Source organism: Pseudomonas sp. Q1-7 (genome assembly GCF_028010285.1).
In the GTDB taxonomy this organism is placed as follows: Bacteria; Pseudomonadota; Gammaproteobacteria; order Pseudomonadales; family Pseudomonadaceae; genus Metapseudomonas.
The window spans coordinates 955,212-967,762 of sequence record NZ_CP116304.1; the positions used below are offsets into that span (position 1 = coordinate 955,212).

13 protein-coding genes and 1 pseudogene are annotated in these 12,551 nt (G+C 61.7%); 6 read left to right on the plus strand and 8 right to left on the minus strand.

Features of this window, described 5'->3' with window-relative positions; genetic code table 11:
* The first annotated feature begins 35 nt into the window (after positions 1 to 35).
* Entirely contained in the window at positions 36 to 383 is a 348-nt protein-coding gene (locus tag PJW05_RS04380; protein WP_271410525.1) for a helix-turn-helix domain-containing protein, read from the plus strand.
* A gap of 8 nt (positions 384 to 391) precedes the next feature.
* Here PJW05_RS04380 and PJW05_RS04385 read toward each other — a convergent pair whose 3' ends face one another.
* The 6 genes from PJW05_RS04385 to PJW05_RS04410 all read right to left on the minus strand — a co-directional run bounded on the left by PJW05_RS04385 (position 392) and on the right by PJW05_RS04410 (position 4,516).
* Positions 392 to 721: a hypothetical protein gene (locus PJW05_RS04385; RefSeq protein WP_271410526.1), complete on the minus strand. Its 330-nt coding sequence runs from the start codon at positions 719 to 721 to the stop codon at positions 392 to 394.
* Between the two features lie 80 nt (positions 722 to 801).
* The gene (locus tag PJW05_RS04390; RefSeq protein WP_271410527.1) at positions 802 to 990 is read right to left on the minus strand and encodes a hypothetical protein; all 189 of its coding nucleotides are present in this window, start codon (positions 988 to 990) and stop codon (positions 802 to 804) included.
* Positions 987 to 1,952: a recombination directionality factor gene (locus tag PJW05_RS04395; RefSeq protein WP_271410528.1), complete on the minus strand. Its 966-nt coding sequence runs from the start codon at positions 1,950 to 1,952 to the stop codon at positions 987 to 989. The genes PJW05_RS04390 and PJW05_RS04395 overlap by 4 nt, the downstream gene beginning before the upstream one ends.
* 91 nt (positions 1,953 to 2,043) lie before the next feature.
* Positions 2,044 to 3,048 carry a YqaJ viral recombinase family nuclease gene (locus tag PJW05_RS04400; protein WP_271410529.1) on the minus strand — a complete coding sequence of 335 codons (1,005 nt, stop codon included), beginning with the start codon at positions 3,046 to 3,048 and terminating at the stop codon, positions 2,044 to 2,046.
* A gap of 75 nt (positions 3,049 to 3,123) precedes the next feature.
* The gene (locus PJW05_RS04405) at positions 3,124 to 4,092 is read right to left on the minus strand and encodes a DUF932 domain-containing protein (protein ID WP_271410530.1); all 969 of its coding nucleotides are present in this window, start codon (positions 4,090 to 4,092) and stop codon (positions 3,124 to 3,126) included.
* A gap of 94 nt (positions 4,093 to 4,186) precedes the next feature.
* Complete coding sequence (locus PJW05_RS04410; protein ID WP_023094888.1) at positions 4,187 to 4,516, minus strand: hypothetical protein; 330 nt, start codon at positions 4,514 to 4,516, stop codon at positions 4,187 to 4,189.
* Positions 4,517 to 4,735: 219 nt separating this feature from the next.
* On the opposite strand from PJW05_RS04410, the gene qatA reads away from it, so the two are divergent.
* The 5 genes from qatA to PJW05_RS04435 all read left to right on the plus strand — a co-directional run bounded on the left by qatA (position 4,736) and on the right by PJW05_RS04435 (position 11,135).
* Positions 4,736 to 6,682 (plus strand): Qat anti-phage system ATPase QatA, encoded by a 1,947-nt coding sequence (gene qatA, locus PJW05_RS04415; protein WP_271410531.1) that lies wholly within the window; start codon positions 4,736 to 4,738, stop codon positions 6,680 to 6,682.
* A gap of 295 nt (positions 6,683 to 6,977) precedes the next feature.
* Positions 6,978 to 7,577 (plus strand): Qat anti-phage system associated protein QatB, encoded by a 600-nt coding sequence (gene qatB, locus PJW05_RS04420; RefSeq protein WP_171960496.1) that lies wholly within the window; start codon positions 6,978 to 6,980, stop codon positions 7,575 to 7,577.
* On the plus strand, positions 7,574 to 8,944 hold the full coding sequence (gene qatC / locus PJW05_RS04425) for a Qat anti-phage system QueC-like protein QatC (RefSeq protein ID WP_271410532.1): 1,371 nt from the start codon (positions 7,574 to 7,576) through the stop codon (positions 8,942 to 8,944). Before qatB ends, qatC begins: the two co-directional genes overlap by 4 nt.
* Position 8,945: 1 nt before the next feature.
* Positions 8,946 to 9,713: a Qat anti-phage system TatD family nuclease QatD gene (gene qatD / locus PJW05_RS04430; protein WP_271410533.1), complete on the plus strand. Its 768-nt coding sequence runs from the start codon at positions 8,946 to 8,948 to the stop codon at positions 9,711 to 9,713.
* A 60-nt stretch (positions 9,714 to 9,773) separates the two neighbouring features.
* Positions 9,774 to 11,135, plus strand: a complete 1,362-nt coding sequence (locus PJW05_RS04435; RefSeq protein ID WP_271410534.1) for a hypothetical protein — start codon at positions 9,774 to 9,776, stop codon at positions 11,133 to 11,135.
* A gap of 49 nt (positions 11,136 to 11,184) precedes the next feature.
* Here the strand turns inward: PJW05_RS04435 and PJW05_RS04440 are convergent.
* A pseudogene (locus tag PJW05_RS04440) lies at positions 11,185 to 11,409 on the minus strand (transposase); the annotation flags it as partial.
* Positions 11,410 to 11,543: 134 nt separating this feature from the next.
* The gene (locus tag PJW05_RS04445; RefSeq protein ID WP_271410535.1) at positions 11,544 to 12,422 is read right to left on the minus strand and encodes a LysR family transcriptional regulator; all 879 of its coding nucleotides are present in this window, start codon (positions 12,420 to 12,422) and stop codon (positions 11,544 to 11,546) included.
* Positions 12,423 to 12,551: the final 129 nt, after the last annotated feature.

Sequence of the window (12,551 nt, forward strand, 5' to 3'; positions counted from 1 at the left end):
ATGCCCAACCATCCAGGTTGACTGGTGGAGGCGTCATGGTAGAAGCGAATCAAAAATCTCTGGCGGAAGCGATGGGGCGTGCCATCGCCAAGCAGCGCCTGCGTTGTGAGATGACACAGGAAGAAGTAGCCGAGCGGTTGGGGATTGGTAACGAAGCGGTTTCCCGTATCGAGCGGGGGCTCGTCATTCCAAACATCGGCCGGTTGTTCGACTTTGCGTCGATCTTTCAGTGCAAGGCGTCGGACCTGCTCAATGAGGTCAGTCCTCGCCCCGATGACCAAGCCAGTCGACTCAGCCAATTGCTGAGCGAGTTGGATCAGACTGATCGTCAGTTGGTCGTCGAGATGGTGGAGCGTCTGAGCGAGCGGTTGGGGCGCCGCTGAGGAGCATTTCAGCGGGGCTGTTCATCGTATTTCGCTCCGCAACGAAGGCAGAGACAGTCGTACTCCATGAACTGATGCTTCCTGACGTCGCGGATGAAGTCGCTGGTATTGGCCCAGCTGCACGCCGCGCCAGCGAGGCCGTCGACCATCAAATTGAAGGCACGTTCTAGAGGGCGCAGTGCTGCATCCGCGTCGGATGCTATTGCTTGCCGCTTGGCGGTGGACTGCTGAACGCCTTGCAGGAAACCGTCCAGGGTGCCAATCAGGCGAGCGATGGCGATAGCGGCATCCTTGGACAGAACAACGGAAGAGTTACAGATCAGGCAGCGCGTGACCATAAGGACTCCTGTTGGATGAAAGGTTAAGGCGAGGGGAATGGGGTGGACAGGCGGCAGAGCAGTCGCCTGTCGATGCTGTATCAGTCGCGAGTGCTGACGTGGATGCCGCTGTGTTCCATGAGCCAGCCGAACAGCGCAATGGCCATAACGCCCACGAGTAGCACCGGCCAGAACCGCAGCATGAGCAACAGCAGCATGACAACGACCACACAGCTAGCGAGCACGCCGATGAACGCGAGCAGCAGCCCTAAGAAGCGCACGACACTCATGACGTGACTTCCAGAGTCGTGCTTGCCATTTCGGAAGTAGTCGAATGCGCTGCTTCGATAAGATGCCTTTGCTGGTCGTGCTGTCTCGCTGAGTGCTCTAGCTTTTCAGCCAGAGTGGATAGAGGATGGATTGTGGCCCTCGACCGCATGGGCCGATCATCCATCGCTGGATAAAACTCCTCGATTACGGCGCCGCCATCCTCTTCGCTGTCTTCGAATGCTCCATTGCTGAAACCCCGGCGGGCTGCTTCATCCAGTGCTGCTTGGTCGAAGCCTGCTGCCTGTCGTTGCGCATCGAGTTCGCTCGCCTGCTGCAGCGCTTCGGCCATGTTCATGCCGGAGCGTACCGTGAGGTCGACGTAGAAGATCGGCGTGCCGTGGCTCTGCCGGGTCGACTTGCCGCGCAGGCGCAGTTCCAGCGGCAGGCAGGCCAGGCGGTTGCCGGAGATGGCCTGGAAGTAGTGCAGACGAGCCGCCAGGGTGCGGATGCTGTTGAAGCCGGTGGTGCGGAACACGAAGCTGCCTAGCGGGTCGTCATCTCCGATGACCACGTTCAGCCGGCCGTAGGGCTTGCACGCGCCACCCTTGGCCAGCGGACAGGCATCGGGCGAAGGGCAGGGCAGCGACTGCATGCCGTCCTGGGTGGCCCGTTTACAGGTCTCGCCATTGCCCACGCACAGCGGCCGTCCGGACTGCCGGTCGAACAGGGTGTAGTCGGCGCGGAAATTCAGGTCCGGCTCGTTGAACAGCAGGCGTACCGGAATGCTGCGCAGCTTGTCGTCCTTGCCCTGACGCAGCTCGTCGTTGAGCGGATGCAGCAGCCAGCCGTCCTTGCCCTGTACCTGGGACGTGATGGTGAACTGGTCATCCTTCTCCGGCAGGCGCTTGCCGTTCTTCTCGACGACCTTACCGATGGAGATGCGGCCGAGCACCGGCGGTGTGATAGCCAGACCTTTGAGCATGATGGTTCTCCTGGAAACGAAAAAAGGCCAGCCACGCAGCGCGAACTGCGCGGACTGGCCAAGGGGAGGGATTGGTTGAGAGAGGTTGAAATCAGCCGACCAGAAAACGCCGCGCGCCGGGTTTCAGCAGCGGGTACTTGGCCTGCAGGTAGGGCTTGTCCTGGAGCAGTTGAGCGACATCGAGACCGATGCTGTCCTTGGCCTTGCGCCAGGAGACATAGCCGCTGGAGAACTCCGCTCGACTGGCATCGCCCATGGCCTGCTGTAGCATCTGCTTGAGTTCGGCCTCGCGCTTTTCCTTGTCGGCAATCGACTGGCGTACAGCCTTGAGCTCGATGTAGGCAGCGGTTAGCCCAGCATGACTGCTGAAGTCGACGACCTGGCCGTTGTCCTCCGGATAGAGGCAACGCAGCGCTGCTTCCGCAGAGGCGCTGCCATCGGCCGGCGGTGGCGTGTCGGTCTCCACGTACTGCCAGAACTTGCGCTCCAGCTCGATCAGGCGAGCGATCATCTGCTCGTCGCGTTCGATACGGTGGATCTCCAGCGTCTGGCCGCCCAGCAGCACGGCGACATCTGCTGCCTGCTTGCCGGTGACCGCTAGCTGGTGCATGACCTGCAACTGCACATATTCAGGCACGCCTTCCTTCCAGAGGCGTGCGCCGTTTATGCCGGTGGTCTTGCATTCGAGGATCTGCACATCGTCGGCCCCGATCACCTCGCGGTCGATGTTGGCCAGCATCCAGGACAGCTCGGGATCGGGATGCTGCAGCACGGCGTTGATGCGGCGGACCTTGTTCTTCGTGCGCTTGCTGTAATGCCAGGCCACGATGGGCTCCAGGACGTTGCCCCAGTACATCGGGCTTTCCTCATCGTGAGGATCGGCCTTCGGCATCCCCGTATCGCGCCCGGTCTTCTCCAACCACAGTTCCAGCTGCGACTTGTACGGATTCAGTCCCACTGCAGCTGCAGCGTCCGAACTGCCAATGCCCTGCTTGCGGATCTGCAGCCAGTCCTCGCGCGGCAGCTCCTTGGTGCTGACCAGGCGCAGAGCAGGGCGTTTCTTGCCGGTGCTGCCGTTCAATGACGTTGCTTTCATGGTATTCACCTGCAGACATAAAAACGCCCGACCAGCACAAGGCTGACCGGGCGCGAGGATTGATGTAATTGAGGGTTAAGCAGCGAGCTGCAGCGCGGCATCCAGAGCACGTTGCTTGATCTGTGCGCCCTGACCGAACCAGGCCGAGTCCATGCGGTATTCGTTGCTGCGCGCACGGCGCTCGTGGTCGACGTACTCGGTCACGGCGTTGAGCAGGCCCCAGGCGGTACCGCGCGCCGAGTCCAGCTGGCTACCGCGACCACGGCCTTCGTACAGCTCCTGAACCTTGCGCAGGGCGCGCTCGTTCGGCAGTTGCTCCGGCAGCGCGCCGGTCGGGCTGGTCTCGCACATCACGTTCATGAAGAAGCCCAGTGCCTCATGCCACTGCACCTTGCGCTCAGCCAGAGCGCGCATGCGGTACATAAAGTCATCCCATTGCGAGACGGCGATACCAAGTTGCTTCTTCACCGCCTTCGGATCGAAGCGGGTGTTGTGCGGCACCTTGATCGCGCGACTGGTGCCGTCCAGGGCGATGGTCAGGGTGTTATTACAGACTACGCGCACGGTAGTAGGCGTTGCCGTGGTGGCCAGGGTGCCGTCGCAGGAGGTGGCGAGCAGCAGGTAGCCGTTGACCTGATCGTTGCCCTTGAGCTCGGAGCCCTGCCCGGTACGCGCCAGCGCCCAGAACTTGCGTCCGCCCTTGAGCACACCAGCGGTTTCCATCTCGTAGCCGGAGACTTCGGTCAGGTCCCGGTAGAACTCGAGCACTTCGCGCGGCTGCACGGTGTGATAGCGCTGGGAGACCACCGACAGCGGTGCCTTGGTGTCCGAACGGAAGAGCACCTTCTGTTCGGGGAAGGAGTGGATTGCGCCCAGGTGGCCCGTGACCTCTGATTTGAAATGCACGGGGCTTTCGAGGATCTGCCAGTCCATGCCGGCTTCGCGTTGCCAGACTTCGATGGGCTGTTTCTGGGTGAGCTGATTGCCCAGGCCATGCCACGGAGTAGCGCCGGCGTAGGCCATGGTTTCGACGAGATGTGCCATGTGAACGATTCCTTTGGGTGCAGGCCGGCATAAAGCGCCGCGCCAGGCGCAGCACCGACCGGACGATTGAAATAAGAGGAGAGAACGGGCCGGATCAGGCCGGCAGGTTGAAGCGATGACCGCAGAGCAGGCAGAGGTTGTGGGCCAGGACGTGGCGGTCGAGCGACTCGCCGAGCTGAGCCCCGAGCGCGCAGCCGCCAACCCCACCGGCCAGGCCGCCGAGGATGGCACCGGATACCGAACCGAGGGTGATACCGACAGGGCCAGCGAAGGCGCCGATAGCTGCGCCAGCCTGGCCACCTGCCAGGGCAGCGCTAACGCCACGGGCTACACCGCCTACGGTGCCAATGGCGGCGCCGACTTTCATGGCGTGATGGAAGGAAGCGACTTTGGGGGAGTGACAGCGAGGGCACTGCAATGACATGGGGGCTAACCTCCTTGGTGGTGATGTCATTGCGGTTATGTAGGTCTGAGAATTTTTCGAATCGAAAAGACTTTGTTTGAGAGCAGTCCATCAATGCCGTAACGGGCTGCAGTTAACCCATACCGGTCGGCCAGATTGTTTTATAGGGATTTTTCCCTTCAGTTAGGCAACCTGCTGGGGAGAAAGGATACAGTGCACGCTGGCCTGGGAGGGAACCGCATGTTTTTGAACGATCAGGAAACGGCGACCGATCTGCTGTACTACGAAGCGATCGCCAAGACGGTGGTGAAGCTAATCGGGAAAACCCCGGAAACTCCGATCACCATCGGCGTACACGGGGATTGGGGGGCGGGAAAATCCAGTGTGCTGAAAATGCTGGAGGCCTCGTTCGAGGGCAACGACCGGACGCTGTGTCTGTGGTTCAACGGCTGGACCTTCGAAGGGTTCGAGGACGCCAAGACCGTTGTCATCGAGACGATTGTCGATGAGCTGCGCCGTGCCAGGCCCACATCCAAGAAGGTGGCCGATGCGGCGAAGAAGGTCCTCAAGCGCGTCGACTGGCTCAAGCTTGCCCGAAAAACCGGAGGGTTCGCGCTCACGGCCTTTACCGGGATCCCCACCTTGGATCAGCTCAAGGGCGCCTATGAATTTGCGTCCGGGTTCCTGGCCAAGCCGCAGGAGAGTGTCTCGGCCGAGGACATCAAGTCTTTCGCCGAAAAAGCGGGCGATTTTCTCAAGGACGCAGACGACTCCGCCGACCACCTTCCCGAGCATATTCACGCCTTCCGTGCGGAGTTCAAGGCACTGCTCGACGCAGCGGACGTGGACAAGCTGGTGGTCATCGTCGATGACCTGGACCGCTGTCTGCCGAAGACGGCGATTGCCACTCTGGAGGCCATCCGGCTGTTCCTATTTGTCGAGCGGACGGCGTTTGTCATCGGCGCCGACGAGATGATGATCGAGTATGCCGTGCGAGAGCACTTCCCCGATCTGCCCCAGAGCGTCGGGCCGGTGTCTTACGCCCGCAACTATCTTGAGAAACTGATCCAGGTCCCGTTCCGCATTCCTGCACTGGGCGTGGCCGAAACCCGCGTGTACGTGACCCTGCTACTCGCCGAGAACGCCTTGGGGTCGACTGATGAACGCTTCGAGAACCTGCTGGCCGAAGCGCGTAAAGATATGCAGCGACCCTGGAAGAGTCGCGGCCTGGACCGGAGGACGGTCGAGGAGACCATGGGGGGGACGGTACCGCCGGAGGTCGACCAGGCGCTGGTAATCAGCGCGCATGTGACCAAGATTCTCAGCGAAGGCACGCGCGGCAATCCGCGGCAGATCAAGCGCTTTCTCAATTCCCTGATGCTTCGCCATGCCATCGCGGACGAGCGAGGCTTTGGGGCTGACATCCAGCGCCCCATTCTGGCGAAGATCATGCTGGCCGAACGTTTTTATCCTGACTTCTACGAGCAGATCGCCCGGTTGGCCGCGGGACATCCAGATGGCAAGCCCGAGGCGATCCGCCAGTTCGAGGCGCAGATTCGCGCCGAGGCCAAGGTAGAGCAGGCAGACGACGAAGAGGCCACGGCCAAGAAGACGCGCAAGGTCATGCAGGCGATAGCTCCAGAGGTCACTGAGTGGGAGAAACACCAATGGGCGAAAGACTGGGCTGCCATTGAGCCCGCGCTCGCTGGCGTCGATCTGCGTCCGTATGTCTTCGTGACCCGTGACAAGCGCAGTTCCCTGGGGGGATCGGTGGCCGTCAGCCACCTGGAAGAGCTCGTCGAAAAGCTGATGGGTCCCCTGATTATGGTGCGCGCAGCGAGCGGTGAACTGGGCAAGCTCACCGGTGCGGAACCAGAGGAGGTCTTCGAGGCTATCCGTAGCCGAATCCTCCAGGAGGACAGTTTTACCAGGAAGCCGAAGGGTATCGATGGCCTGGTTCGTCTGGTCGAAGCACACCCGCAGCTCCAGCGCAGGCTGCTGGACTTTGTGCGTGAGTTGCCCACCAACAAGATCCGGGCCTGGGCGGCATCGAGCTGGACTACCTGTTTCAAGGACGCATTCGACACAGAATTCCAGGGCGTATTGAGGGGCTGGGCGGAGCAGACCGAAAACACAACCCTGCAAACTGCGGCGCAGGGCATTCTCAGGCTACAGGGGCAGGGTTGATACGATGGGTACTTCCAAAGCCTACGGAGGGCCCGCGAGCGGCCTGGTTCCGTCATTCGTGGACAATCCGCCGCCTCCTACCGTTCCTCGCCCGCCGGTAGCACCGGCATCCGCACCGTCTCAACCGGCGCAGCCAGGTGCGCCTGGCACTCCTGTGGCGCCGGGCGCACCAGGGCAGCAGCCGGCGGCTCCAAGACCGCCAGATATCGGTGGGGCGGGTACCTCCTTCAGAGGGGCGCGCAGCAACTTCTCGCGGTTCGCCAATACCGGGAGCAGCAGTTCGCTGGGTAGGGCCATGGCGAGCTATGTACGCAGCGGTACGGGCGGTGCCCGGCGCGCTAGCCGCCGGATGGGGTCGTCCCAAGTGGCGGCCAGGGGGATACTCGGCATCGTCCGCGATATCCAGCAGTTGGGGCCCGAGCAGACGCTACGCCAGCTCAACCTCGGCAATCTGGCTGGACAGCCGGCCGCGGATGTTTTCGTGGCGCTGATGGAGTTCATCTGTCCGCCGGGTGGCGCAGTCGACGAAGGTATCGCCCGCCAGGCCATGGTTGAAACGATCGCAGACATGGCCGATGCCGGTGTCGGCAGCTTCGATACGCTGACCCGTGAGCAACTGAACGACGTGTTCCTGGATTTCATTGTCCATTCGATCGAGGGGCGGGTCATGGCTGACATGGGTGGGCGTGGAATTACGCTGCCCGACGATGTGGCCGCGGTGGAGCATATGCAGGACCAGTTGCATGACTTCGTATCGGGCGCGACGCGGGGGCAGCTCGCGGGGCGCCTGGATGGGGTTGCGAACTTGTCGGATCGCGACATCGAAGTGAAGGTCAACCAGATCTATGAGACGGCCTTCGACCTGATTGCTGTTGCCGGGGAGGAAGCCGAGTGAAACATCACTCCATCATTGCCAGGCTCGGAGCCACGGATACAAACCTGGTCACCACGAGCCGTCTCGATACGCAACCGACCACGATCAACTTCTTGGATGGACATGGCCACCTTAACTTCGGCCTATGGCAGGCACTGAAGGCCCTCAACGAGTTGGGCCTGACTCCCTCAGAGAAATCCGTGGATCTGGCTCTGTTGGCGGCTGCGGTGACCGCCGCCGACACCCGTATTTCACGCGACGAAGATGCTCAGGATTCCTGGACCCGGGAAATCGACGTCCATCTCCCGGTTGCTGACCCGCAACTCTGGAGCAGCCTTGCGCCGCTGATCGTGAAGCTTCTGAACTTCCTTACCGGGGATCGCTGGGGTGTCCATTTCCGTCCACGCCCAACCCTTGGAGGCGGACTCGCACCGGAGCAGACGCAGTTGCGCATGGTTCATCCCACCTCGGTGTGTCTGTTTTCTGGAGGGCTGGACAGTTTCATCGGGGCCATCGACTTGCTCTCGGACGGGCAGGCGCCTTTGCTGGTCAGCCACTATTGGGATGGGCTCACCAGCTCGTACCAGTCCAGTTGTGCGGAGCTCCTGACCACACACTTCGGCAGCCCCCTTGAACATGTCCGCGCTCGGGTGGGTTTCCCGAACGACATGGTCGATGATAACGGCGGTGAAGACACACTCCGCGGCCGATCCTTTCTCTTCTTCTCCCTTGCCGCAATGGCGGCGGATGCCGTGGGCGGGGACATGGTCATCCACGTGCCGGAAAATGGCCTGATCTCGCTTAACGTGCCGTTGGACCCCCTGCGCGTTGGCTCGTTGAGCACCCGGACGACACACCCCTATTACATGGCGCGCTTCGACGATCTCCTTCGCGGACTCGGCATCCGGGCCCGGCTGGAGAACCCGTACGCCTTCATGACGAAGGGAGAAATGGCCAGGCAATGCCGAGACCAGGTCTTTCTCGAGCACACCGCCGGCAGTACGATGTCCTGCTCGTCTCCGTTGAGTCGACGCTATGACCCAGACCCGGCCGAGCGTTCGCCCAAGCACTGCGGTCGTTGTGTGCCGTGCCTGATTCGTCGGGCCGCCTTGCACGAGGCCTTTAGTAGCGACAACACGCCGTACCGCATTGCCGACCTGCATGCGCAGGTGCTGGATACCAACAAGGCGGAAGGGGAGCATGTGCGTTCGTTCCAGCTCGCCCTGGCGCGGCTCGCGCGTAGACCTGGCCGTGCGCGGTTCGACATTCACCAGCCGGGCCCGCTGATCGATTTTCCCGGCAGGCTGTCCGACTATGAGGCCGTATACGTGCGGGGGCTGAGCGAGGTCGGGCGACTGCTGCAGGGTGTGCAAGCGCGCCCTCTTTGACATGACCGTACCGATGCAAAAATCATCACCACTGTGGGTCGACTTCCATTGCCATGTCGACCTCTACAACGACCACGAGGCGCTCATCGCCGAATGTGACCGCGAGCGTGTGGCGACGCTCGCCGTCACCACCACGCCGAAGGCCTGGTCGCGCAATCGTGAGCTGACCCAGCGTTCACCCTACGTTCGCGTCGGGCTGGGGCTACACCCGCAGCTTGTCGCTGAGCGGGCGGGTGAGCTGCCCCTGTTCGAGCGCTACTTGCCCGATGCCCGGTATGTCGGGGAAATCGGGCTGGATGCGGGGCCTCGCTTTTACAGCAGCTTCGAGGCTCAGGAACGTGTGTTCGAGCGCATCCTGCGCGCATGCGCGGAGCAAGGCGACAAGATCCTGAGCATCCATAGCGTGCGGACAACTGGGAAGGTGCTGGGGCATCTCGAGCGGGCGCTGCCGCCCGAACGGGGGAGGGTGATCCTGCACTGGTTCACCGGCTCGGCCGCAGAAGCGCGCCGTGCGGTGGAGATGGGCTGCTACTTCTCGGTCAACGAGGAGATGCTGCGTTCGCCCAAGCATCGGAAGCTAGTCGCCAGTTTGCCACTGGACCGCTTGTTGACCGAAACGGATGGTCCGTTTGTACATCGCGATGGCAGCCCAATCCGCCCATCGCAGGTGGCCCTGGCGGTCGGCGAGATCGCCGTGGTACATGGTCTGACGGCGGAACAGACGGCCAAAGCGATCCTACAGAACCTTAAGCGCTTGGTGACGGCCTGACCGGCCTGCGGAAAGGGACTTCCTCCACCTGTGGGCTACTCGGCCCGGAGCGACAAGAACATGGACTTCCCGGCCCTGAGGAAGATGCTTCGCCCGGTAGTGGGTGACCTGAAGGACCATTGCACGAACACGAGCATGCCTGAGTTTTGTCGGCAGCTCGGACTACCCGTGCCCGACGACGCCGGGTCAAAACGCGACCGCATGCACGCGGCCTTCGACGCGCTGGACGACGAGGAAATTTCCGGACTCGTCCAGGCGCTGCTGGCTCAGCGTTTGCTCGCCCCCGCAGTGCGCAACCAGGTTCAGGACCTGCTGTGGGCTGTCGAGCCCGTAATCGTGGTCCCCAAGCGGCATCGCCGGGAACTGGCCAGAGCCCTGCAGACCCACGACCTGTTTCGCCACTGGGGGCACTTTGCGCAGTTGCTCAGGGACATTTTCGTCATTCCCGACGATCTGGAAGCGCTGATATTGGGTACTGAGACAGGAGCCCTTGCGGAGATCCATCGACATTTCGTGCGCAACCCAGAGGATGCCGACGTCGAATGGCTGTTCGAGCGGCTGCCGGTATTCGATCTCTCCGAGCAGCGGTTTCGCCGATGGCTGGAGGGGCTGACTTCGGCCGACGTGCAGACGGATGTCGATGCCCAGCTCGCCATCGTTGAGGCCATGAACGCGGTGCTACGCACCTGCGGCGCCGAATTGCGACAAATATCCGAGGCGGGAGGATATCCTGTCTTTGGGCTGGTGGCCCTGCGCGCGGCCCGCGGCCGGCCCAAGAACATCATCTTCGCGTCCCGCGCCAAGCCCGATATCCGACTGAGTGATTCGCTGGAGAACGACATCGAGATTCTCTCGAATCCGGACGAGGTGCTGGTGTACGACAGGCCGCTGGGCGCGGACGGGCTGCGCTGGCGGGAACTGCAGCACTGGTGGGCAGAGATGACCGGTGAGCCGGACGCCACCTGCGCCAAAAATTCGCTGTACCGCCGCTTGCTCCAGAGTCTGCCGAGTACATCTCCGCCGCAGCGGCTGCTGTTCGATGCCTTCTTCCGTGGCTTCGGCCAGGCCGTACATGAGCTGCCGGCGCTGCTCCCCGAGGTTTGGCTGCACTGGGATCCGAAGACCGTGGCCGAACGGGGTGCCAAGGCGCTACTCAATCATCGGATGGATTTCCTCATGCTGCTGCCCGCCGGCGGGCGGGTGGTCATCGAGGTAGACGGCATCCAGCACTATTCAGACAATTCGCAGCGTGCGAACACCCGCAAGTATGCACAACTGGTGGCTGGCGACCGCGAGCTAAAACTGGCGGGGTACGACGTCTATCGCTTTGCAGGCGTTGAGCTCCAGGGCGATGAAGCTCCTGCCAGAATAAAGGCCTTCTTCGTAGCGCTGCTGCTGCGCCATGGGGTGAGGGCGGCATAAGATCCTCGCCTTGCTTTCCTGTCGACCAAAACATGGCGTCGTCCCATGCGGAGCGGATGTCATAGCAGTAGCCGACGACCAGCATGCGCACCATCAACTCCGGATCAATCGATGGTCGCCCAATGGGACTGTGGAAGTCGGCTAGGTGGGCGCGCAGGTCGCTGAGATCCAGGCACTGATCGATGCGACGCAGGAGGTGTTGGGGCGGGACGTGGTCTTCCAGATTGAACGAGTAAAACAGGCGCGCCTGCCCTCCCGGTAACTGCCCCATCATGCTGCCTGCCCCCACACCCACTGAGCGCGTGATTTTGCCGGGGGCATGAGGCGGCAGCTACTTTTTCAACAGAATCGGCCGATTTCTGCCTGATGCAACGGGCAGAAATCGGCCAAAAAGCGGCCATTTCTAACCTATTGAACGTTCCCGGCTAGCAGCGCCGAATCCTGCTCCGCCTGCTCGCTCAACCATTGAGAAACTGCGCGAAACCGAGCTACCTGACCTGCATCCTTGTGGCTGAGCAACCACAGCTCCCTCTGTGACTCTGGCTCCTGTTGTAACCGGACAAGCCCCAAGCGATCGCCCACTACGCAGGGAAGCAGTGCGATCCCAATCCCTGCTTCGCAGGCGCTAGCAATCATTGAAATGCTGGTCAGTCGTATTTTCTGTAGCGGCCCGATCTTGGCCAACCATTGCATCTCCGCCAACCGGGCCATCTCATCTGGAAATGACAGCCAAGGCAGGGCTGGCCAGTCCTTGCGCGAGGCGCCGGAGAAGTTCTTGGCGCCGTAAACCGCGAAACCCAACGTCCCGATCTTGCGCATTCGTAGGGCGGCGTCTGCACTGGGCCTGTTGAGACGAAGGGCGAGGTCGGCTTCGCGCCGGGTGAACGAAAGTTCACGAAAATCTCCTATCAGGTTCAACTCAAGGCGTGGATGCTTGGCCAACAGTGCAGGCACATGACGCACCAGCCAATGACTGAGCAGAACGTCGATTGCGGTGATATTGACCGCACCGGAGATAGCCTGTGCTTCCTCCTGGCTTTCCAGGAGCATCGTCTTGACACGGTCAACGATGGTGTCGGCATGGGACAAGAGAATTTTTCCGCCAGCGGTCGGCTGGTAACCGGTGTTGTCACGGATGAAGAGTCGGATGCCCAGCGCCTGCTCGGCCGCCGCGACCCGTCGGCTCACGGTGGACGTAACCAAGCCTAGCTCGCGTGCTGTCTGGGCCATGTTGCCGGACTCGGCGAGCTTCAGCAGCAGGGGGATGTCATTCCAGTCGAAGTTCATGGGGCCATCACTCAGAGCAAGCGTTGCGCCAATCGCATTGCTTTTTTGCAACTTGTGATTGCAATCGTAGCTATTTAAGCAACGCCACGCGAGGCGTAAAAAGTCCCCATCGGATGACTACTGCGCCAG

Excerpts from the sequence above, each read along its gene's own strand:
- PJW05_RS04380 (WP_271410525.1), top strand. The coding sequence starts at position 36 with ATGGTAGAAGCGAATCAAAAATCTCTGGCGGAAGCGATGGGGCGTGCC.
- PJW05_RS04385 (WP_271410526.1), bottom strand. The coding sequence starts at position 721 with ATGGTCACGCGCTGCCTGATCTGTAACTCTTCCGTTGTTCTGTCCAAG.
- PJW05_RS04390 (WP_271410527.1), bottom strand. The coding sequence starts at position 990 with ATGAGTGTCGTGCGCTTCTTAGGGCTGCTGCTCGCGTTCATCGGCGTG.
- PJW05_RS04395 (WP_271410528.1), bottom strand. The coding sequence starts at position 1,952 with ATGCTCAAAGGTCTGGCTATCACACCGCCGGTGCTCGGCCGCATCTCC.
- PJW05_RS04400 (WP_271410529.1), bottom strand. The coding sequence starts at position 3,048 with ATGAAAGCAACGTCATTGAACGGCAGCACCGGCAAGAAACGCCCTGCT.
- PJW05_RS04405 (WP_271410530.1), bottom strand. The coding sequence starts at position 4,092 with ATGGCACATCTCGTCGAAACCATGGCCTACGCCGGCGCTACTCCGTGG.
- PJW05_RS04410 (WP_023094888.1), bottom strand. The coding sequence starts at position 4,516 with ATGTCATTGCAGTGCCCTCGCTGTCACTCCCCCAAAGTCGCTTCCTTC.
- qatA (WP_271410531.1), top strand. The coding sequence starts at position 4,736 with ATGTTTTTGAACGATCAGGAAACGGCGACCGATCTGCTGTACTACGAA.
- qatB (WP_171960496.1), top strand. The coding sequence starts at position 6,978 with ATGGCGAGCTATGTACGCAGCGGTACGGGCGGTGCCCGGCGCGCTAGC.
- qatD (WP_271410533.1), top strand. The coding sequence starts at position 8,946 with ATGACCGTACCGATGCAAAAATCATCACCACTGTGGGTCGACTTCCAT.
- PJW05_RS04435 (WP_271410534.1), top strand. The coding sequence starts at position 9,774 with ATGGACTTCCCGGCCCTGAGGAAGATGCTTCGCCCGGTAGTGGGTGAC.
- PJW05_RS04445 (WP_271410535.1), bottom strand. The coding sequence starts at position 12,422 with ATGAACTTCGACTGGAATGACATCCCCCTGCTGCTGAAGCTCGCCGAG.